This window comes from Kitasatospora sp. NPDC053057, assembly GCF_044546945.1.
GTDB lineage: Bacteria > Actinomycetota > Actinomycetes > Streptomycetales > Streptomycetaceae > Kitasatospora.
Genome location: NZ_JBITZP010000030.1, coordinates 12,970 through 32,927 on the forward strand (window position 1 = coordinate 12,970; position 19,958 = coordinate 32,927).

At 72.2% G+C, this 19,958-nt stretch carries 17 protein-coding genes; 5 read left to right on the forward strand and 12 right to left on the reverse strand.

Going from position 1 to position 19,958, the window contains the following annotated elements; all coding sequences use genetic code 11:
- Nucleotides 1-4 precede the first annotated feature (4 nt).
- Both ACIG5E_RS27155 and ACIG5E_RS27160 read right to left on the reverse strand, forming a co-directional pair.
- Nucleotides 5-1,363, reverse strand: a complete 1,359-nt coding sequence (locus ACIG5E_RS27155) for an aspartate aminotransferase family protein (protein ID WP_396537600.1) — start codon at nt 1,361-1,363, stop codon at nt 5-7.
- Between the two features lie 191 nt (nt 1,364-1,554).
- Entirely contained in the window at nt 1,555-3,048 is a 1,494-nt protein-coding gene (locus ACIG5E_RS27160) for a gamma-aminobutyraldehyde dehydrogenase (RefSeq protein WP_396537602.1), read from the reverse strand.
- A 250-nt stretch (nt 3,049-3,298) separates the two neighbouring features.
- Between ACIG5E_RS27160 and ACIG5E_RS27165 the strand changes: the two genes are divergently transcribed.
- The 4 genes from ACIG5E_RS27165 to ACIG5E_RS27180 all read left to right on the forward strand — a co-directional run bounded on the left by ACIG5E_RS27165 (nt 3,299) and on the right by ACIG5E_RS27180 (nt 7,321).
- Nucleotides 3,299-3,772 (forward strand): Lrp/AsnC family transcriptional regulator, encoded by a 474-nt coding sequence (locus ACIG5E_RS27165; RefSeq protein ID WP_030243538.1) that lies wholly within the window; start codon nt 3,299-3,301, stop codon nt 3,770-3,772.
- Nucleotides 3,769-5,163 (forward strand): aspartate aminotransferase family protein, encoded by a 1,395-nt coding sequence (locus tag ACIG5E_RS27170; protein ID WP_396537604.1) that lies wholly within the window; start codon nt 3,769-3,771, stop codon nt 5,161-5,163. Before ACIG5E_RS27165 ends, ACIG5E_RS27170 begins: the two co-directional genes overlap by 4 nt.
- 223 nt (nt 5,164-5,386) lie before the next feature.
- Entirely contained in the window at nt 5,387-6,142 is a 756-nt protein-coding gene (locus ACIG5E_RS27175) for an ABC transporter ATP-binding protein (RefSeq protein ID WP_396537606.1), read from the forward strand.
- 27 nt (nt 6,143-6,169) lie between these two features.
- On the forward strand, nt 6,170-7,321 hold the full coding sequence (locus tag ACIG5E_RS27180) for a hypothetical protein (protein ID WP_396537608.1): 1,152 nt from the start codon (nt 6,170-6,172) through the stop codon (nt 7,319-7,321).
- 16 nt (nt 7,322-7,337) lie between these two features.
- Here ACIG5E_RS27180 and rlmN read toward each other — a convergent pair whose 3' ends face one another.
- From rlmN to rpsB, 6 genes are all read right to left on the reverse strand, one after another.
- Nucleotides 7,338-8,438, reverse strand: coding sequence for a 23S rRNA (adenine(2503)-C(2))-methyltransferase RlmN (rlmN, locus tag ACIG5E_RS27185; protein WP_270143725.1), 1,101 nt, complete (start codon nt 8,436-8,438; stop codon nt 7,338-7,340).
- Between the two features lie 73 nt (nt 8,439-8,511).
- A complete protein-coding gene (locus ACIG5E_RS27190; RefSeq protein WP_396537706.1) occupies nt 8,512-9,768 on the reverse strand; it encodes a phosphatidate cytidylyltransferase in 1,257 nt (418 codons plus the stop codon).
- A gap of 296 nt (nt 9,769-10,064) precedes the next feature.
- Nucleotides 10,065-10,622: a ribosome recycling factor gene (frr, locus tag ACIG5E_RS27195; protein ID WP_396537610.1), complete on the reverse strand. Its 558-nt coding sequence runs from the start codon at nt 10,620-10,622 to the stop codon at nt 10,065-10,067.
- 96 nt (nt 10,623-10,718) lie between these two features.
- Nucleotides 10,719-11,483, reverse strand: a complete 765-nt coding sequence (pyrH, locus tag ACIG5E_RS27200) for a UMP kinase (RefSeq protein WP_030056790.1) — start codon at nt 11,481-11,483, stop codon at nt 10,719-10,721.
- Nucleotides 11,484-11,744: 261 nt separating this feature from the next.
- The gene (tsf, locus tag ACIG5E_RS27205; RefSeq protein WP_396537613.1) at nt 11,745-12,584 is read right to left on the reverse strand and encodes a translation elongation factor Ts; all 840 of its coding nucleotides are present in this window, start codon (nt 12,582-12,584) and stop codon (nt 11,745-11,747) included.
- A gap of 129 nt (nt 12,585-12,713) precedes the next feature.
- Nucleotides 12,714-13,574 carry a 30S ribosomal protein S2 gene (gene rpsB, locus ACIG5E_RS27210; protein ID WP_396537615.1) on the reverse strand — a complete coding sequence of 287 codons (861 nt, stop codon included), beginning with the start codon at nt 13,572-13,574 and terminating at the stop codon, nt 12,714-12,716.
- 793 nt (nt 13,575-14,367) lie between these two features.
- Here rpsB and ACIG5E_RS27215 point away from each other — a divergent pair.
- On the forward strand, nt 14,368-14,784 hold the full coding sequence (locus tag ACIG5E_RS27215) for a M23 family metallopeptidase (protein WP_396537617.1): 417 nt from the start codon (nt 14,368-14,370) through the stop codon (nt 14,782-14,784).
- A gap of 79 nt (nt 14,785-14,863) precedes the next feature.
- Here the strand turns inward: ACIG5E_RS27215 and ACIG5E_RS27220 are convergent, their stop codons facing one another.
- The 4 genes from ACIG5E_RS27220 to ACIG5E_RS27235 form a co-directional block, all read right to left on the reverse strand.
- Entirely contained in the window at nt 14,864-15,448 is a 585-nt protein-coding gene (locus ACIG5E_RS27220; protein ID WP_396537708.1) for a TetR/AcrR family transcriptional regulator, read from the reverse strand.
- 112 nt (nt 15,449-15,560) lie between these two features.
- Nucleotides 15,561-16,421 (reverse strand): RNA polymerase sigma factor WhiG, encoded by an 861-nt coding sequence (whiG, locus tag ACIG5E_RS27225; RefSeq protein WP_396537710.1) that lies wholly within the window; start codon nt 16,419-16,421, stop codon nt 15,561-15,563.
- Nucleotides 16,422-17,039: 618 nt separating this feature from the next.
- The gene (gene dprA / locus ACIG5E_RS27230; RefSeq protein WP_396537619.1) at nt 17,040-18,251 is read right to left on the reverse strand and encodes a DNA-processing protein DprA; all 1,212 of its coding nucleotides are present in this window, start codon (nt 18,249-18,251) and stop codon (nt 17,040-17,042) included.
- The gene (locus ACIG5E_RS27235; protein ID WP_396537621.1) at nt 18,248-19,957 is read right to left on the reverse strand and encodes a YifB family Mg chelatase-like AAA ATPase; all 1,710 of its coding nucleotides are present in this window, start codon (nt 19,955-19,957) and stop codon (nt 18,248-18,250) included. Before ACIG5E_RS27235 ends, dprA begins: the two co-directional genes overlap by 4 nt.
- Between the last annotated feature and the right edge of the window lies 1 nt (nt 19,958).

The following is a 19,958-nucleotide window of genomic DNA, read 5'->3' on the forward strand; positions in this document are numbered from 1 at the left end:
TACGTCAGACAGTGTGCGCGTCGGTGAGCGACAGCACCTCGTCCAGCACCGCGAGGCCGGCCTTGGCCTCCTCCTCGGTGACGGTGCACGGCGGGACGACGTGGAAGCGGTTCATGTTGACGAACGGCCAGAGCCCGCGCCGCTTGCAGGCCGCGGCCAGCTCGGCCATCGGCGCGTTGTCGGCGCCCGCGGCGTTGTAGGGGACGAGCGGCTCGCGGGTCTCCCGGTCCTTCACCAGGTCGAGCGCCCAGAACACCCCGAGGCCGCGCACCTCGCCGATCGAGGGGTGCCGCTCGGCCAGCTCGCGCAGACCGGGGCCGAGCACCGTCTCGCCGATGTGCTTGGCGTTCTCGACGATGCCCTCCTCCGCCATGGCGTTGATGGTGGCCACCGCCGAGGCGCAGGCCAGCGGGTGCCCGGAGTAGGTGAGCCCGCCGGGGAACGGCCGCTCGGCGAAGGTGGCCGCGATCTCGGCGCTGATCGCCACGCCACCCAGCGGGACGTAGCCCGAGTTGACGCCCTTGGCGAAGGTCATGAGGTCCGGCACCACGCCCCAGTGGTCGGCGGCGAACCACTCGCCGGTGCGGCCGAAGCCGGCCATCACCTCGTCCAGGATGAACACGATCCCGTAGCGGTCGCAGATCTCCCGCACCCCGGCCAGGTACCCCGACGGCGGGATCAGGATGCCCGCGGTGCCGACCACCGTCTCCAGGATGACCGCCGCGACGGTGCCCGGACCCTCGAACGCGATCACCTGCTCCAGGTGCTCCAGGGCGCGCTCGCACTCCTGCGCCTCGTTCTCGGCGTGGAAGTTGGAACGGTAGGCGTACGGACCCCAGAAGTGCACCACCCCGGAGACGCCGGTCTCGTTGGCCCAGCGCCGCGGGTCGCCGGTGAGGGCGATCGCGTTGGCGGTGGCGCCGTGGTACGAGCGGTAGGTGGACAGCACCTTCTGCCGGCCGGTGTGCAGCCGGGCCAGCCGGATGGCGTTCTCCACGGCCTCGGCGCCGCCGTTGGTGAAGAAGATCTTGTCCAGGTCGCCGGGGGTGCGCTCGGCGATCAGCCGGGCCGCCTCGCTGCGCGACTCGACCGCGAAGCCGGGGGCGATGGTGCAGAGCTTCGCCGCCTGCTCCTGGATCGCGGCGACCACCTTGGGGTGCTGGTGGCCGATGTTGGTGTTGACCAGCTGCGAGGAGAAGTCGAGGTAGCGGTTGCCGTCGTAGTCCCAGAAGTACGAGCCCTCGGCGCCGGCCACCGCGAGGGGGTCGATCAGCGCCTGGGCGGACCACGAGTGGAAGACGTGCGCGCGGTCGGCGGCCTTGATGGCCTGGCCGGCGGCTGAGTCAGCGGTGGGGATGCTCATGCCGGTAAGGCTAGGGCCGCCCGCGCCCCGAAGGGCAGTTTCATCCTGTCAGCCGGTCGCCCGAGCCGCCGACAGGGTGCAAAGCGACAGGGCCCGGGGCGAGACACCCCGGACCCTTCGTCGGTTCAGACGCTTTTACTTCGATCGACCCGCTAGATCGCGGTCATTCTGCGCTCGACGGTCATGACCCGCTAGATCGCGGTCATGACGTGCTTCACCCGGGTGTAGTCCTCGAAGCCGTAGGACGACAGGTCCTTGCCGTAGCCGGACTTCTTGAAGCCGCCGTGCGGCATCTCGGCGACCAGCGGGATGTGGGTGTTGATCCAGACGCAGCCGAAGTCCAGGCGGCGCGACATCCGCATGGCGCGGGCGTGGTCCTTGGTCCACACCGAGGAGGCCAGCGCGTAGTCGACCCCGTTGGCGTACTCGACGGCCTGGTCCTCGTCGGTGAACTTCTGGACGGTGATGACCGGGCCGAAGACCTCGTTCTGGATGATCTCGTCGTCCTGGTTCAGCCCGGAGACGACGGTCGCGGCGTAGAAGTAGCCCTGGTCGCCGACCCGGTGGCCACCGGCCTCGACCTTGGCGTGGGCGGGCAGCCGCTCGATGAAGCCGGCGACCTGCTTCAGCTGGTTGGCGTTGTTCAGCGGGCCGTACAGCACGTCCTCGTCGTCCACGCCGCCGGTCTTGATCTCGGCCGCGGCCTTGGCCAGCGCCTCGACGAAGGCGTCGTGGATCGACTCGTGCACCAGCACGCGGGTGGCGGCGGTGCAGTCCTGGCCGGCGTTGAAGTAGCCCGCCACCGAGATGCCCTCGACGGCCTCGGCGATGTCGGCGTCCTCGAAGACCACGACCGGGGCCTTGCCGCCCAGCTCCAGGTGGACGCGCTTGACGTCCTTGGAGGCGGACTCGGCGACCTGGATGCCGGCCCGGACCGAACCGGTGATGGAGGCCATCGCCGGGGTCTTGTGCTCGACCATCAGCTTGCCGGTCTCGCGGTCGCCGCAGATGACGTTGAAGACGCCGGCCGGCAGCTCCAGGTCCTTGAGGATGCCGCCGATGATCTCGGCCAGCAGCACGGTGGAGGCCGGGGTGGTGTCCGAGGGCTTGAGCACCACGGTGTTGCCCGCGGCGATGGCCGGGGCGAACTTCCAGACGGCCATCATCATGGGGTAGTTCCACGGCGCGACCTGGGCGCAGACGCCGACCGGCTCGCGGCGGACGATCGAGGTCAGCCCGTCCATGTACTCGCCGGCGGCCTTGCCCTCCAGCAGGCGCGCGGCGCCGGCGAAGAAGCGGATCTGGTCCACCATCGGAGCGATCTCCTCGGAGTGGGTCAGCCCGCGCGGCTTGCCGGTGTTGCGCACCTCGGCCTCGACGATCTCGTCGGCCCGGGCCTCGATCGCGTCGGCGATCTTGAGCAGCAGCTTCTGCCGGGTGCTCGGGGTGGCATCGCGCCAGACCGGGAACGCCGCGTCGGCCGAGGCCATGGCGGCGTCCACGTCAGCGGCACCGGACAGCGGCGACGTCGCGTACACCTCGCCGGTGGTCGGGTCGACGATGTCGAGCGTGCGGCCGTCGGCCGCGTCCACGAACTCACCGTTGATGTAGTTGCGCAGCGTGCGAAGGTCGCTCACGGGTCTCTCCTCGGTCTGGGCCTGCGGCGTTGCAGATTCCGGCGCCATGGTACGTCGGGGGGTCCGGCCTACGAAGGGCGCCGAGTGGCCGGGCCCGAAGGGGCGCGGTCCACTGGTGGCGGAACGGGCGACGCCCTGCGGGGGCGCGCGCGTACCGTGCCAGGGTAGCCGCATGACTGCCGGTATCGACAGGCGTGACGCATGCAAGCGATGAAATCCGCATGGGATTTCCAAGATCACGACGAAATCAGCAGTTTCCACGCTTGCGAACAGAGAAGCGATCAGGCACAGTGGCCGCGTGGCCAACCGCGACCGGAACGCGAGCGTTCCCCTCGACGCCGCCTCCAAGGCGATCATCGAGCAGCTCCAGGAGGACGGGCGCCGCCCGTACGCCGCCATCGGCAAGGCCGTCGGCCTGTCCGAGGCAGCCGTACGGCAGCGCGTCCAGAAGCTGCTCGACCAGGGCGTGATGCAGATCGTCGCCGTCACGGACCCGCTCACCGTCGGCTTCACCCGCCAGGCGATGGTCGGCATCCGGGTCGAGGGCGACATCGAGCCCGTCGCCGACGCGCTGGCCGCCCTCGACGAGGTCGACTACGTCGTCTGCACCGCAGGCTCGTTCGACCTCCTGGCCGAACTGGTCTGCGAGGACGACGAGCACCTGCTCGAACTGATCAACAAGCGCATCCGCGCGCTTCCCGGCGTGCGGAGCACCGAGAGCTTCGTTTACCTGAAGCTCCGGAAACAGACCTACACCTGGGGCACCCGATGACAGCCGACCCGGCGCAGAAGGACCTTTCCAAGACCGCCTACGACCACCTGTGGATGCACTTCACCCGCATGTCGTCGTACGAGAACTCCCCCGTGCCCACCATCGTCAAGGGCGAGGGCACGCACATCTGGGACGACAAGGGCCGGAAGTACATCGACGGCCTGGCCGGCCTGTTCGTCGTGCAGGCCGGCCACGGCCGCACCGAGCTCGCCGAGGTCGCCGCCAAGCAGGCCAAGGAACTCGCGTTCTTCCCGATCTGGAGCTACGCGCACCCCAAGGCCGTCGAGCTGGCCGAGCGCCTGGCCAACTACGCCCCGGGCGACCTGAACAAGGTCTTCTTCTCCACCGGTGGCGGCGAGGCCGTCGAGACCGCCTGGAAGCTCGCCAAGCAGTACTTCAAGCTGATCGGCAAGCCGACCAAGTACAAGGTCATCTCGCGCGCCATCGCCTACCACGGCACTCCCCAGGGCGCGCTGTCCATCACCGGCCTGCCGGGCCTGAAGGCCCCGTTCGAGCCGCTGGTGCCGGGTACCCACAAGGCCCCGAACACCAACATCTACCGCGCCCCGCACTACCTTGAGGGCCCCGACGGCACCGTCGACCCCGAGGCGTACGGCCGCTGGTGCGCCGACCAGGTCGAGGAGGCCATCCTCTTCGAGGGCCCCGAGACCGTCGCCGCCGTCTTCGTCGAGCCGGTGCAGAACGCCGGCGGCTGCTTCCCGCCGCCGCCTGGGTACTTCCAGCGCCTGCGCGAGATCTGCGACCGCCACGACGTGCTGCTGGTCTCGGACGAGGTCATCTGCGCCTTCGGCCGCCTCGGCACCATGTTCGGCGCCGACAAGTTCGGCTACGTGCCGGACATGATCACCTGCGCCAAGGGCATGACCTCGGGCTACTCCCCGATCGGCGCCACGATCATCTCCGACCGCATCGCCGAGCCGTTCTACAAGGGTGACAACACCTTCCTGCACGGCTACACCTTCGCCGGCCACCCGGTCTCCTCGGCCGTGGCGCTCGCCAACCTCGACATCTTCGAGCGCGAGGGCCTGAACCAGCACGTGCTCGACAACGAGTCGGCGTTCCTGGGCACCCTGAGCAAGCTGCGCGACCTGCCGATCGTCGGCGACGTCCGCGGCAACGGCTACTTCTACGGCATCGAGCTCGTGAAGGACAAGGTCACCAAGGAGACCTTCAACGACGAGGAGACCGAGCGCGTGCTCTACGGCTTCCTCTCGAAGGCCCTCTTCGACAACGGCCTGTACTGCCGCGCCGACGACCGTGGCGACCCGGTCGTCCAGCTGGCCCCGCCGCTGATCTCCGACCAGTCGACCTTCGACGAGATCGAGCAGATCCTGCGGACCAGCCTCACCGACGCGTGGGCGAAGCTCTGATCCCCTGAGCCCCTTCCCACCCTCCGCCGAAGGGCGGTCCCGCTCCCGCGGGGCCGCCCTTCGGCGTTCACCCACCGCCACGGAACATCACAGTCGTACGACCAAACATGCCTGAATGCGGGTGATTTGCCCGTGATGGACCAGAGCGCCGCAACCGCGACCGGCCCCGGTCGTTCTAATCTGACGACTGTCATATCCCTGCGGCCACCCAGGATGGAACCTCATGTCAGCGGCACCGCCTGACAACGACGTGCTGTGGACCCGAGGGATCGTCAAGTCCCACTACGGCACCCCCGCCCTGCGCGGCATCTCCATCGGCGTCCGCGATGGCGAGGTGCTCGCCGTCACCGGCCCGCGCGGCTCCGGCAAGAGCACCCTGCTCGGCTGCCTCTCCGCCCAGCTCCCGGTCGACGAGGGCGAGGTCTGGTTCAACAGCTCCCCCGTGCACACCCTCGGCCGGGCCGGCCGGGAACGGCTGCGCCGCGACCGCTTCGGCTTCGTCGGCTCCGAACCGCACCTGGTGCCCGAGCTGACCGCCCGCGAGAACGTCGCCCTGCCGCTGCTGCTCGCCGGCGCCGGCAACAAGGCCGCCTACACCGCCGCCGACGAGTGGCTGGAACGCCTCGACGTCGGTGACATCGCCCGGCACCGCCCCGACCGGCTGGTCCAGAGCCAGTGCCAGCGGATCGCCGTGGCCCGCGCGCTCGCCCCGCTGCCGCCCGTCGTCTTCGCCGACGACCCCACCGCCCCGCTGCACCGCGAGGCCGCCGACCAGGTCCTGCGGATACTGACCAGCGCAGCCCGCTCGCACCAGCTCACCCTCGTCCTGGCCACCCACGACCCCGAGCTCGTCCGGTTCGCGGACCGCGCCGTCGCCCTCGTCGACGGACGGCTCACCGCCCCCGCCGCCCCCGTCCCGCGCGGCACCGCCGCCCCGGGCACGGCCGGTGCCTCCGTCGTCACGGCCACCCGCCGCTGACGGCGCCGAGCCGCTGAAAGAGTCGACGTGTTCTACCTCCGTCTGGCCCGGGGCTACCGGGTGCCCGACCTCGGCCGCTGGCTGCTCACCGCACTGGCGGCCGCCGTCGTCGCCGCCTTCCTGCTGCGCTCCCTCGGCCGGGCGCTGAGCGACCCGATCGGCGGCGCCGACGCGCTGGTGCGACTGCTCTGGTGCCTGCCCCCGCTCGCCGCCGTCGCCTGGTTCGCGGCCGTCGCCGCCCGCTCGGTGCCCGCCCGGCGGCCCGAGCGGATCGCCGGCCTCACCGCCGCCGGGGCCGGCTCCTGGCGGATCCGCACCATGATCGCCGGCGAGGTCGCCCTCGCCTGCACCCTCGGCAGCGTGCTCACCCTGCTGCTCTTCCTGGTGCTGCGCAACGACATCGCCGGCCCCTCGCTCGCCCCCGACCTCGGCATGGGCGTGCCGCTGCCGGCCGCCGCGCCGGTCACCCTGCTCGCCCTGGTCCCGCTCACCGCCGGCATCGCCGCCGGCTGCTCGGTGCCCGTCGCCGAGACCCTGCCCGGCGGCCGCACCCGCGGCCGCACCGGCTTCGGCCCGCTGCGGATCGCCGCGCCGATCGGACTGGTGGTGATCGGAGCCGCGCTCGAACTCATCGCGCTGCGACCCGGCGCCCCTGCCGACGGCCGCCCGATCCGCCTGCCCGCCGGGCTCGGCACCACCAGCACCGCCGCCCTCGGCGGCTGGGCCGCCTGCGCACTCGGCCTCGCCCTGCTCACCGGCCCGCTGCTCGCCTGGACCGGACGGCTGCTCGCCGTCGGCCGACCCACCCCGCTGCGGCTGCTGGCCGGACGCGGCCTCACCGCCCAGGCCCGTCGGCTCGGCCCGCCGCTGGCCGTCCTCACCCTGGTCGTCGCCATGGTGCTGACCACCATCCGCTACTGGATCGGCACGCCGGACAGCGCCGACGCGCTGCCCGCCGTCGAGGCCTGCCTGGTGCTCGGCTGCGCGGCCGCCGCGGTGATCGCCCGGCTCGCCGAGGTCCGCACCGACCGCCGGGTGGTCACCGAAGCGCTGCTGCGCCTCGGCACCTCGCCCCGGCTGCTGTTCGGCGCGGTCGCGCTGCGCACCCTCGCGGTGGGCACCACGCTGCTGCTGACCGGCGGGGCGACCGCCGCGCTGGCGGCCGCCGGACTGCGCTAGCTCCCCGTTCGGCTGCTCAGCCCGCCGCGGCGAGCTGGCCGCAGGCGCCGTCGATCTCCTGGCCGCGGGTGTCGCGGACGGTCGTCGGCACGCCATGCGACTGCAGCCGGCGGACGAACTCCCGCTCGTCCTCCGGACGGGAGGCCGTCCACTTGGAACCCGGAGTCGGGTTCAGCGGGATCAGGTTGACGTGCACCCGGTGGTTCTTGATCAGTCGGCCGAGCAGGTCCGCCCGCCACGCCTGGTCGTTGATGTCCTTGATCAGCGCGTACTCGATGGAGATCCGGCGGCCGGACTTCTCCGCGTAGTTCCAGGCCGCATCCAGCACCTCGGCGACCTTCCAGCGGGTGTTCACCGGGACCAGCTCGTCGCGCAGCTCGTCGTCCGGCGCGTGCAGCGACAGCGCCAGGCGGCAGCTGAGGCCCTCGTCGGCCAGCCGGTTCATCGCCGGGACGAGGCCGACGGTGGAGACGGTGATGCCGCGCTGGGACAGGCCGAAGCCGTCCGGCGCCGGGTCGGTCAGCCGGCGGATCGCGGCCAGCACCCGGTTGTAGTTGGCCAGCGGCTCGCCCATGCCCATGAAGACCACGTTGGACAGCCGCGCCTCGCCGCCCGGGATCTCGCCGGCCTTGAGCGCGCGCATTCCGGCGGCGATCTGCTCGACGATCTCGCCGGTGGACAGGTTGCGGGTCAGCCCGGCCTGACCGGTGGCGCAGAACGGGCAGTTCATGCCGCAGCCGGCCTGCGAGCTGATGCACATGGTGACCCGGTCCGGGTAGCGCATCAGCACCGACTCGACGAGCGTGCCGTCGAACAGCTTCCACAGCGTCTTGCGGGTCGCGTCGTCGTCGCAGGAGACGTGCCGCACCACCGACATCAGCTCGGGCAGCAGGCTCTCGGTGAGCTTCTCCCGGCTGGCGGCGGGGATGTCCGTCCAGCTCGCCGGGTCGTTCGACATCCGGCCGAAGTAGTGGTTGGACAGCTGCTTGGCGCGGAACGGCTGCTCGCCCAGCTCGGCGACGGCCTCCTTGCGCTCGGCGGGGCTCAGGTCGGCGAGGTGTCGCGGGGGCTTGGCGCCGCGCGGCGCGACAAAGGTGAGTTCTCCGGGCTTAGGCATGGTCGTTCCAGTGTCGCAGACGCGCGAGGGCCCCGGACGCCTGGCGTCCGGGGCCCTCGTCACCACATTTCGGTCAGCTGCCGACGAAGGCCGCCAGCAGCAGCCAGACCACCGGAGCGGTCGGCAGCAGCGAGTCCAGCCGGTCCATGATGCCGCCGTGGCCGGGCAGCAGCGTGCCCATGTCCTTGATCCCGAGGTCGCGCTTGATCATCGACTCGCCCAGGTCGCCCAGGGTCGCGGTGACCGCCGCACAGCCGCCCAGGATCAGGCCCTGCCACCAGCTGCCGCCGTCGATGATCAGCTGCATCAGCACGGCACCCGCCAGCATCGACAGGCCGATGCCGCCGGCCAGGCCCTCGCGGGTCTTGCCGGGGCTGATCGTCGGGGCCAGCTTGGTCTTGCCGAACTTGTAGCCCACGGCGTAGGCGCCGGTGTCGCTGCAGATCGTGACGATCAGGAAGAGCACGATCCGCTGGGGGCCGTCGTCGGCCGCCAGCATCATCGCCACGAAGGTCGCCAGGAACGGCACGTAGAAGGCGGTGAACACGCCCGCCGTTATGTCCCGCAGGTAGTTCTCTGGCGGCTGGGCCATCCGCCAGACCATCACCGCCAGCCCGGTCAGCGCCAGCGAGGCCGCGGCCCACTGGACGCCCGCCCAGTAACCGCAGGCGACCATCGCGACGCCGCCCACCACCAGCGGGACCAGCGGCGCCTTGATCTGCTTGCGCTCGGCGAGCCGGGTGGTCAGCTCCCAGCTGCCGACCGCCACCGCGGCCATCACGACGAACAGGAACAGCGCCTTCACCACGAACAGCGAGGCGACGATCACCGCGCCGAGGCCCACTCCCACGCCTATGGCGGCCTGGAGGTTACGGCCGCCGCGCTGCTTGCGCGGCTCCGGCTGCGGGGCGGGCTGGGCGGCCACTGGTGTCTCCTGCCCTGGATGGGACGACGGCACGAAGGGGGGCTGCCCGGCCGCCCGGTGGCTCTGCGGCGGCGCGGGATGCACCGGAGCCCCCGGGTGCGGCGGGACGCCGTGGCCGGGGGTGGGGGGGACGTCGTCGGCTATCGCGCGCAGCACGACCGTCTCCGTCACACCCGGCGGCGCCGGCTCGGGCCGCTCGTCCCGGAACAGCGGGCCGCCCAGTCGGCCGGCCTCCCGGGCCTGGTCCGCGGCGGGGTCGGCCGGCCGTCCGGGGGCCGTCGCCCGTCCGGGCGCCGTGTGCCGACCGGGGGCCTGGTGCTGGCCGGGCGCCGCGGCCGGGCGCTGGGCCGGACCGCGGTCGGGCGCGCCAGCGTGCGGGCCGGGATCAGCCGGTACGGGAGGCATGACCTGAGTCTCCTCCGCGTCGCCGCCCCAGTACACCGGAGGCTGCTGCGAGCGATCCGAACGGTGGCCCTGGTCCCCCGGGACGGCACCCGGCGCACCCTGGTGGGCGGCGGCGCCGCCCGGATGGCCGGGGTGCCCCGGGAGGGGCCGGCCCTGGCCCGGCGCCGGATGCTCGCCGTACCCCGGCGCCGGATGGGCCGGGGTACGGGGTGCCTGCGGCTGCGGCGCCGGGCGGTAGGGCTGGAACTGCTGGTCGGACGGGCCCCAGTAGCCAGGGGCGTCAGGGGCGTCGTTCATCAGACCTCGAGCAGCTCGGCTTCCTTGTGCTTCAGCAGCTCGTCGACCATCGCCACGTACTTGGCCGTGGTGTCGTCGAGCTCCTTCTCGGCGCGGCGGCCGTCGTCCTCGCCGACCTCGCCGTCCTTCACCAGCTTGTCGATGGCGTCCTTGGCCTTGCGGCGCACCGAACGGATCGAGACCTTGGCGTCCTCGCCCTTGGTGCGGGCGATCTTGATGAACTCGCGGCGGCGCTCCTCGGTCAGCTCGGGCAGCACCACCCGGATGATGGAGCCGTCGTTCGACGGGTTGACGCCCAGGTCGGAGTCGCGGATCGCCTGCTCGATGGCCTTCAGAGCGGTCTTGTCGAACGGCGAGACGACCGCCATCCGGGGCTCCGGCACCGAGAACGAGGCCAGCTGGTTGATCGGCGTCACGGCGCCGTAGTACTCGGCGACGATCTTGGCGAACATCGCCGGGTGCGCACGGCCGGTGCGGATGGCCGCCAGGTCGTCCTTGGCGACGACGACGGCCTTCTCCATCTTCTCCTCGGCCTCGAGGAGGGTCTCTTCGATCACTGTGATCTCCCTGTCCGGTTCATCTGCTGTTGTCCCGACCGGTGTCGGCATCGGGGCCGGTCGCGGCGGACGCCGTCCCGTATGGCTGGCTGCTGCTCAGGCCCGGACAGAATCCTGGCTGATGAGTGTGCCGATCTTCTCACTCTTCACCGCACGCGCGATATTGCCCTCCGCCAGCAGTTCGAAGACCAGCATCGGGAGGTTGTTGTCCTTGCACAGCGTGATCGCGGTGAGGTCGGCGACCTTGAGGTCGCGCGCGATGACCTCGGAGTACTCCAGCGCGTCGAACTTCACTGCGTCCGGGTTGGTCCGGGGGTCGGAGTCGTAGACGCCGTCCACGCCGTTCTTGCCCATCAGCAGGACGTCGGCGTGGATCTCCAGGGCCCGCTGGACGGCCGTGGTGTCGGTGGAGAAGTACGGCATGCCCATACCGGCACCGAAAATCACCACGCGGCCCTTCTCCAGGTGCCGGACGGCGCGCAGCGGCAGGTACGGCTCGGCGACCTGGCCCATGGTGATGGCGGTCTGGACCCGGGTCTCGATGCCTTCCTTGACCAGGAAGTCCTGCAGCGCCAGGCAGTTCATGACGGTGCCGAGCATGCCCATGTAGTCCGAGCGGGCCCGGTCCATGCCGCGGACCTGCAGCTCCGCGCCACGGAAGAAGTTGCCACCGCCGATGACCACCGCGACCTCGGTACCGGCGCGGACGACCGTGGCGATCTCGCGGGCGATCGCGTGCACGACGTCCGGGTCGACGCCGAGCCCGCCACCACCGGCGAAGGCTTCACCGGACAGCTTGAGCAGCACCCGGCGACGCGAGCCCGCCTTGGGGTCCTGCGCGGTCTCCTGCGTCTCCTGCATGGACTTCTCCTTTTTGCACCTGCTGGCTCACAGGCCTGGGTGTGCGGATACCCGGCCTGCGCGTACACGCGAGGAGGCCACTGCCGCGGGAACCGGTTCGGTGTCCTGCACGGCAATGGCCTCCTCGTCGTTCATGGTGCCGAAGCGGCCCGCCCATGGACGGTTGGCGCTGGGTGAGCCCGTTCGGCGTTCCGCCCGCCCTGGTCAGCGGGCGGGGGCGGTTCCCAGCCTAAAGGGGCCGGGGACCAGGTGGAACGTGGCTCAGGCGCCGACGCGGAAGCGGGCGAAGCGCTTGAGGCTGACGCCGGCCTCCTCGAGGACCTTGGCGACGGTCTTCTTGTTGTCCTTCGCGAAGGCCTGCTCCAGGACGGAGTTCTCCTTCACGAAGCCGGTGACGCGGCCCTCGACGATCTTCGGCAGGGCGGCCTCCGGCTTGCCCTCCTCGCGAGCGGTGGCCTCGGCGACGCGGCGCTCGTTCTCGAGGGCCTCGGCCGGGATCTCCTCGCGGGACAGGTACTTCGGCGCGAAGGCGGCGATGTGCTGCGCGACGTCCTTGGCGACCTCGGCGTTCTCCTTGTCCAGCTCGACCAGGACGCCGACGGCCGGCGGCAGGTCGGGGCTGGTCTTGTGGAGGTAGACCGCGACGAAGCCGTCACCGTCGAACTGGGCGAAGCGACGGAAGACGATCTTCTCGCCCAGGGTCGCGTTGGCCTCGTCCACGAACTGCTGGACGGTCTTGCCGGCCTCGATCTCGGAAGCCAGGGCGGCGTCCAGGTCGGCCGGGGCGCTCTTGGCGACGTGGGCGGCGATCGCGTCGGCGACCTTGACGAAGTTGTCACCCTTGGCGACGAAGTCGGTCTCGCAGTTCAGCTCGACCAGAACGCCGGACTTCTTGTCCTCGGCGATCAGCGCGGCGACGGCGCCGTTGGAGGCGTCACGGCCCTCGCGCTTGGCAACGCCCTTCTGGCCCTTGATGCGCAGGAGCTCGACGGCCTTCTCGACGTTGCCCTCGGCCTCGTCCAGGGCCTTCTTGCAGTCCATCATGCCGGCGCCGGTGAGCTCACGGAGCTTCTTGACGTCCGCGGCGGTGAAGTTCGCCATGGTGTGAATCTCTTCTCGCGTCTCGCGTGTCTGCGTGGGGATGCGCCGGGACCGATGGTTCGGTCCCGGCGCGGGAGAGAGGGGCACCCACCGGTGTCGTACCGGCGGGTGCCCCTCACCCTTGGTACGTCAGGCCTGCTCGGCCGGAGCCTCAGCAGCGGCCGGAGCCTCGGCGGCGGGAGCCTCGGCGGCGGCGGGGGCCTCCTCGGCCTTCTTCTCGCCCTCGATGAGGTCCTTCTCCCAGTCGGCCAGCGGCTGGTCGGCGCCCGGCTCGGCCTTGGTGTCGCCCTTGGCGACACCGGCGCGGGACTTCAGGCCCTCGGCCACGGCGTCGGCGATCACGCGGGTCAGCAGGGTGACGGAACGGATCGCGTCGTCGTTGCCCGGGATCTTGTAGTCGACCTCGTCCGGGTCGCAGTTGGTGTCGAGGATGGCGACGACCGGGATGTTGAGCTTCCGGGCCTCACCGACCGCGATGTGCTCCTTCTTGGTGTCCACGATCCAGACAGCGCTGGGCACGCGCTGCATGTCGCGGATACCGCCGAGGGTCTTCTCCAGCTTGTCGTGCTCGCGCTGGAGGACCAGGAGCTCCTTCTTGGTGAGGCCGGAGCCGGCCACGTCCGAGAAGTCCAGCTCGCCGAGCTCCTTGAGGCGCTGCAGGCGCTTGTAGACGGTCGAGAAGTTGGTCAGCATGCCGCCGAGCCAGCGCTGGTTCACGTAGGGCATGCCCACGCGGGTGGCCTGCTCGGCGATGGCCTCCTGGGCCTGCTTCTTCGTGCCGACGAAGAGGACGCTGCCGCCGTGGGCAACGGTCTCCTTGATGAACTCGAAGGCGCGGTCGATGTAGTTCAGCGACTGCAGCAGGTCGATGATGTAGATGCCGTTGCGCTCGGTGATGATGAAGCGCTTCATCTTCGGGTTCCAGCGGCGGGTCTGGTGACCGAAGTGGACGCCGCTCTCCAGCAGCTCCCGCATCGTGACGACGGCCATGGCCGTTCTCCTCAGGTGTTACGGCCCGGCTGCGGCGCTCCAGCGGGGTTTTCCCGTTGGGCGATCGCCTACGGCCGGGTCAGGCTCGGTTTGTCCGTGGCGGCCAGGTGACAGCCACGCCTGACGCCCCGATCGTGCCGAGCCGCTTCCACCCGCTCGGTCCGGGGACCGGTCGGGCTCGGCGGACCGAGCGGCACTCGCACCTGGCGGGGCTGCGGAAGAACCGCGTCCGGCCGCCGGTGGCGGGGCGTGCGAAGTCGACCCGGTGGACCGGGTCGCGTGTGAAGTGTACGGGAAGCACCGAGCGGCGAGCGACTTCACGGGCGCCGGAGGGCCTGCGGCCGGGCTGTGGCCGGACCGGGGACGGGCTGCGGCCGAGCTGCGGAAGGCCGGCGGGAAAGCCTGGGGGAAAGTCTGGGGGAAACGGCTGCGGCGGTCGGAGCCGCGGCGGTCGGAGGACGGTGGCCGGTTGGTCGGCGATCTGCCCCTCGACCGGTCCTCGTATGCCGTTTGTACACCGGATGGCGGCGTCCGTACACCCGTCAGGGGGATGGCGGACGGGCACCGGGGCGGTTTGTCCACAGGAATCCGGAAGTGGGTGGTGTGGGCGGCGGGGCACGGCCAGCCTCGGGGCATGACTGGGCGCAGTGGGATTCGACGGGTGTGTACCGGGGTGGCGCCGGCAGTGGTGCTCACCCTGGTGGGTGTTGTGGGGGTGCCGGGGGCGGGGTGGGCGGCCGGCGGTGCCGGTGGGGGTGATGCTTCCGGTCGGGGTGCGGCGCGGGCCTGGCCGGTGGGCGGGCCCGACGGACTGCTGGGGCGCTTCGAAGCACCGGCGAAGCCCTGGGCGGCCGGGCACCGGGGCGTGGACCTCGCCGCCGCGCCGGGGGCGGAGGTGCGAGCGGCGGCCGCCGGGGTGATCACGTTCTCCGGGCTGGTGGCGGGGCGGCCGGTGGTGACCGTCGCCCATCCGGGCTCCGGGACTCCCCCGCTGCGGACCACCTACCTGCCCGTCACCGGCACCCTCCCGGTCGGCACCGCGGTGGCCGCCGGGCAGGTGATCGGACGGCTCGCCCCGGACGGGCGGCACTGCGGCGCGCGCGACTGTCTGCACTGGGGGCTGTTGCGCGGCGGCCGCTACCTCGATCCGCTGGCCCTGCTCGGCACGGGCCGGGCCCGCCTGCTGCCGCTGGGCGGCGCAGGGGCGTAGCCAGGGCCCGGGGGAACCGGGCGCCTGGGTCCGTCTGGGTCCGTCTGGGTCCGTCTGGGTCGAGTGTCCGGCCTGCGGTTCAGCCGCGGTCGAGGCCGTGCAGTGCCAGGGCGACGGCGGCGTCGGCGACCGCCTCGGCGGACTCGACCGGGCAGCCCACGCGGTCCCCGGCGGCAAACTGCTCGGCCCGACGGACGGCCGCCTCCACGACCCCCTGCAGCAGTGCCGCGGCGAGTCGGGGCTGCTCGTGGCCGAGGTCCTCCAGGGCCTGGACGACCAGCCCGACGAGTCCCGCGTGCGCGGCCCGGATGCGCTCGCGTGCGGCCTCGTCGAGTTCCACCGCCGAGATGGCCATGACCGCACGGTGCCTCGGGTCGCCGGCCAGTGCCAGCTGGCCCCGGACGTACGCCTCGATCCGCCCGGCGGCGGTGTCACAGCTCGCCATTCCGGCCTCGATCTCGGCCGCCCACAGCGGGAAGTCCACCTCGCACAGCGCTTCGACCACGGCGGCGCGGGAGCGGAAGTACTCGTAGACCGAGGAGCGCGCCAGCCCGGTGCGGGCCGCGAGCGAGGGGAAGGTCAGGGCCTCCATGCCGCCCTCGATGAGCAGGGTGCGGGCAGCGTCGAGGAGGGCTGCCCGCTGCAGCTGGCGATGCTCGGCCACCGTGGCCGCTCTGATCTTCGGCACGCTCCCACTGTACGGAGCCCTACCTGCGGCCGATACGGCGCCGCGCATTCGGGCGAGGGGCGGGCCCGCCGGGCGGCTCGGGCGCCCGCTACCGGATGTCCGAGAGCTTGGCGCGCAGCTGGAGGACGGACTTGGTGTGGATCTGGCTCACCCGACTCTCCGTCACCCCCAGCACCTGTCCGATCTCGGCGAGGGTGAGGCCCTCATAGTAGTAGAGCGTCACCACGGTCTTCTCCCGCTCGGGGAGGGTGTTGACCGCCTGGGCCAGCAGTCTGCGCAGCTCGCGGTCCTCGGCCACCTCGACCGGGTCGTCCGCGCCGTGGTCCTCCAGGGTGTCCATCAGGCTCAGCCGGTCGCCGCCCTCCCCCACCGGGTGCAGCAGCTCGTCCAGGGCCACCACGTTGGCGAGCGACAGCTGACTGAAGATCGCGTGCAGGTCCTCGATCGCGATGCCCATCTCGGCCGCGACCTCGGGCTCGTGCGGCGTCCGGCGCAGCCGGGCCTCCAGCGTCGCGTACGTCCGTTCGACGGCCTTCGCCTTCTGCCGCACCGAGCGGGGGATCCAGTCCAGGGCGCGCAGCTCGTCGATGATCGCGCCGCGGATGCGGCTGATCGCGTAGGTCTCGAACTTGATGGCGCGGTTGATGTCGAACTTCTCGATCGCGTCGATCAGCCCGAAGACCCCGGAGGAGACGAAGTCGGCCTGCTCCACGTTGGAGGGCAGACCGACCCCGACCCGGCCCGCCACGTACTTGACGAGTGGTGAGTAGTGCAGGATCAGCTGCTCCCGCAGCCGCTGGTCGCCGGTCTCCTTGTACGAGCGCCAGAGCACTTCGAGCGCGCTGCGGCCCTGGGCACCGGCGTCCTGGGCGCCGGCGGCCCGGGCGTCGGCGGCCCGGGCGTCGGCGGCCTCGTTCGCGCCAGCCCGTTCCCGGCGGGGCCGGGACACGGGTGGGGAGGGGGCGTCCGGCGCGGGGGCGCTCGAGAGCAGCCGGGAGGCGCGCTCGACGGCCGCACCGCCGGGCGCGTCCGCCTCGGCGACCGCCCCGGACCCGTGGAGCGCCCCGGTGCCGTGCGACGGCTCGGCACTGGGGGCCGGCTCGGCGCCGGGGGCCGGCTCGGCACTGGGGGCGGCGTCGGCACTGGGGGCGGCGTCGGCGTCCCTGGCCGTGTCGGCCGGCTGGCCCGGCACCACCGTCGGCCGGCCGCCCTGGCGCGACAGGCCTCCCATCGTCCCCGCCGACTTGGGCGGGAACTCGGTCACGGGGCGCCGCTCGGTCCGCGGCCCTCCCGAGGACCGGGCGCCACCGGTCACTCTGTGTCCGGGAATGTGTGTGGGCATACGTTGGTCTGCGCCGTTCTGCCGAGTCATGTGCTGATAGGGAAGGCATGTGGAGCGTAGCGTGACCGACTCGCTGCAAAGCGCTACCACCACTCGGTCGTCCCTCGATCCGGTGGCCTTCGCCTACTGGATCCGGCCACACGAGCGGAAGAGCCGGATCAGCAGGTCAGCCGGACCGTCCCGGCTCGCCTCCCCCGGGCGCACCCGTGTTCGCCCTTCCGACAATCACCTCCTTCGCACCACGCGCCAGTGCGCACCGTGTCGCTCCACGAAGCCGAGCGAGACCAACTCGTAGAGCCGCTGCAGGACTTCGTCCGGCGGGAGCCCGGCCTGGCGGGCCAGCCGCTCGACCGGAGCACCCTCCGCCGTGGCCGGGACGGCCTCCAGCACCCGGGCCACCGCCGGCTCCAGCAGGTCCCTCGGCAGCACCGGGCCGCTGCGTTGCGGGGCCAGGTCGTCCCCGATCGCGCCGACCAGCTCGGTGATCTCGGTCGCGTCGGTGACCAGCGTGGCGCCGCCGCTGCGGATCAGGGCGTGCACCCCGGCGGAGAGCTCCGAGGTGACGGGGCCGGCCACGCCCATGGTGTGGCGGTTGAGGTCCCGCGCCCGTCTGGCCGTACTCAGGGCTCCGCTGCGCAGGGCTGCCTCGACCACCACGGTGCCCCGGGTCAGCGCGGCGATGACGCGGTTGCGGAGCACGAAGCGGAAGCGGTTCGGGTGCTCCCCGGGCGGGAGTTCGCTGACCAGCAGGCCCTGGACGCCGATCCGCCGGATCAGTTCGACGTTCCCCTTCGGGTAGGCCACGTCGACCCCGCAGGCGAGCACGGCGACGGTCATCCCGCCGACGGCCAGCGCCCCGCGGTGGGCCGCCGCGTCGATCCCGTACGCGGCTCCGGACACCACGACCCAGCCGCGCTCGGCCAGTTGGGCCGAGAGCTCGCCCGCGACGTGGGCTCCGTAGGCCGTGCAGGCCCGCGAGCCCACCACCGCCACCGAGCGGAGGGCTAGCAGCCGCAGTGAGCCGGTGCCGGTGGTCCAAAGCCCGATCGGGCGTCCGTCGCCCAGGTCGTCCAGTTGGCTGGGCCATTCGGTGTCCCCCGGAATGATGAAGCGCCCACCGATGTCCCGTACCCGTTTCAGGTCGTCTGCCGGGGCCAGGCCCGGGAGCCGCGCCTGGTAGGCGGCCAGCCGGGCGGAGTCCAGCCCCGGGTGGTCGGGGACGGTGCCGTCCCGGATCGCCCGGACCACCTCCACGGCCGGGAGTTGACCGAGCCAGCGGCCGACCACCGCGTCGCCCGGTTCGCTGAGCCGGTTGAGCAGGACCCGGGCGAGGCGCTCCGGTTCGGGCGCGGCCGGTGGACCGGCCGCGCCCGGGCGGGGTGCCCGGGGTGCCTGGGATGCCTGGGGTGCTTGAGGGTGCCCCAACAGCTGGTTCATGCCACCTCCTCGTCGTTCGTCGGGGGTTCCGTCCGCGCTCCGGGCCAGTCGTCGTCCGGGCCGCGCCGACGCTGGGCCGGAATGGTCCCGAGTCGGCCGTGGGCGCGCTCGGGCAGCGGGAGCCCCTGCTCGACGCCGGTGCGCAGGACCAGGGCGGTGCGCACGTCCCGTTGGTCCGGCCGGTCGCGGCCGGCCAGATCGGCGACCGTCCAGGCGACCCGGAGCACCCGGTCCAGGCCGCGGGCGGTCAGCAGTCCGCGTTCCAACTGGCGCGCGGCGTCGTTGAGCGCGCCGGCCGCCAGCTGCCAGCGGGTGCGCAGTTCGTGGCCGGGCACCTCCGCGTTGGTCCGCCAGGGGGTGCGCTCCAGCCGGGCCGCCGCCCGTTCCCGTGCGGCCAGCACCCGGGCCGCGACGGTCTCGGTGCTCTCCGCCGTGGCATCCCGCTCCATGAGCTCGATCCTGGTCACCGGGGCGACCTGGACCTGGAGGTCGACCCTGTCCAGCAGCGGCCCGGAGAGCCGCCCCTGGTACCGGCTGACCATGGCCGGAGTGCACTCGCAGCCCTCGCCCCGCCGCGAGTACCGGCCACACGGACAGGGGTTCGCGGCCAGGCACAGGAGGAACCGGGCCGGGAGCCGGAGCGATCCGGCCGAACGGGCGATCACCACCTCGCCCGACTCCAGCGGCTGGCGCAGCGCGTCGAGCACCCGCACGGGGAACTCCGGCGCCTCGTCCAGGAACAGCACGCCCCGGTGGGCGAGGGACACCGCCCCCGGTCTCGGCAGGCCGCTGCCGCCACCGACGATCGCGGGCATCGTGGTGGAGTGGTGCGGGGCGCAGTACGGCGCGGTGTCGATCAGCGGGCGCCCGACCGGGAGCAGGCCCGCCACCGAGTGGACGGCGGTGACCTCCAGCGCCTCCTTCTGGGTCAGCGGCGGGAGCAGCGAGGGCAGCCGCTCCGCCAGCATCGTCTTGCCCGCGCCCGGCGGCCCCTTGAGGTAGAGGTGGTGCCCTCCGGCGGCGGCGATCTCCAGGGCTCGCCTGGCCTCGTACTGACCGGCCACATCGGCCATGTCGAGGCGCAGCCTCCGGTCGTCGGGCAGGCCCCGGACTCCCGCGCTGGGGAGCATCAGGCCGGCCATCAGCGGATCCGGCCGACCGCTGATCGGGTCGGGCGGCTCCTCCGGTTCCGTCGCCCCGGTCAGGATGGCGACGAGCTGGCGCAGGCTGCGGACCCCGATCACCGTCACCCCCGGAACGAGTGAGGCCTCGGGCGCCGTCGGCTCGGCGACCACGACCCGTTCGTATCCGGCGTCGGCGGCGGCCAACACCGACGGCAGCACCCCGCGGACCGGCCGCACCCGGCCGTCCAGCCCCAGCTCACCGATGAGCAGCAGGTCGGCGATGGAGGTCGGGTCGAGCCGTTCGGCGGCGGCCAGCACGGCACAGGCCACCGCGAGGTCGAAGCCGCTGCCGCTCTTGGGCACCGAGGCGGGGCTGAGGCCGACGGTCAGCTTGCGCTGCGGCCAGGCCTCTCCGCTGTTGCAGACCGCGGCGCGGACCCGGTCGCGGGCCTCGGTGAGGGCCTTGTCGGGCAGGCCGACCAGGGTGAACGCGGCCACCCCGGGCTCCAGATCGGCCTGGACCTCGACGATCACTCCGTCGACGCCGACCAGCGCGACGGAACAGGTACGGGCGAAGGCCATC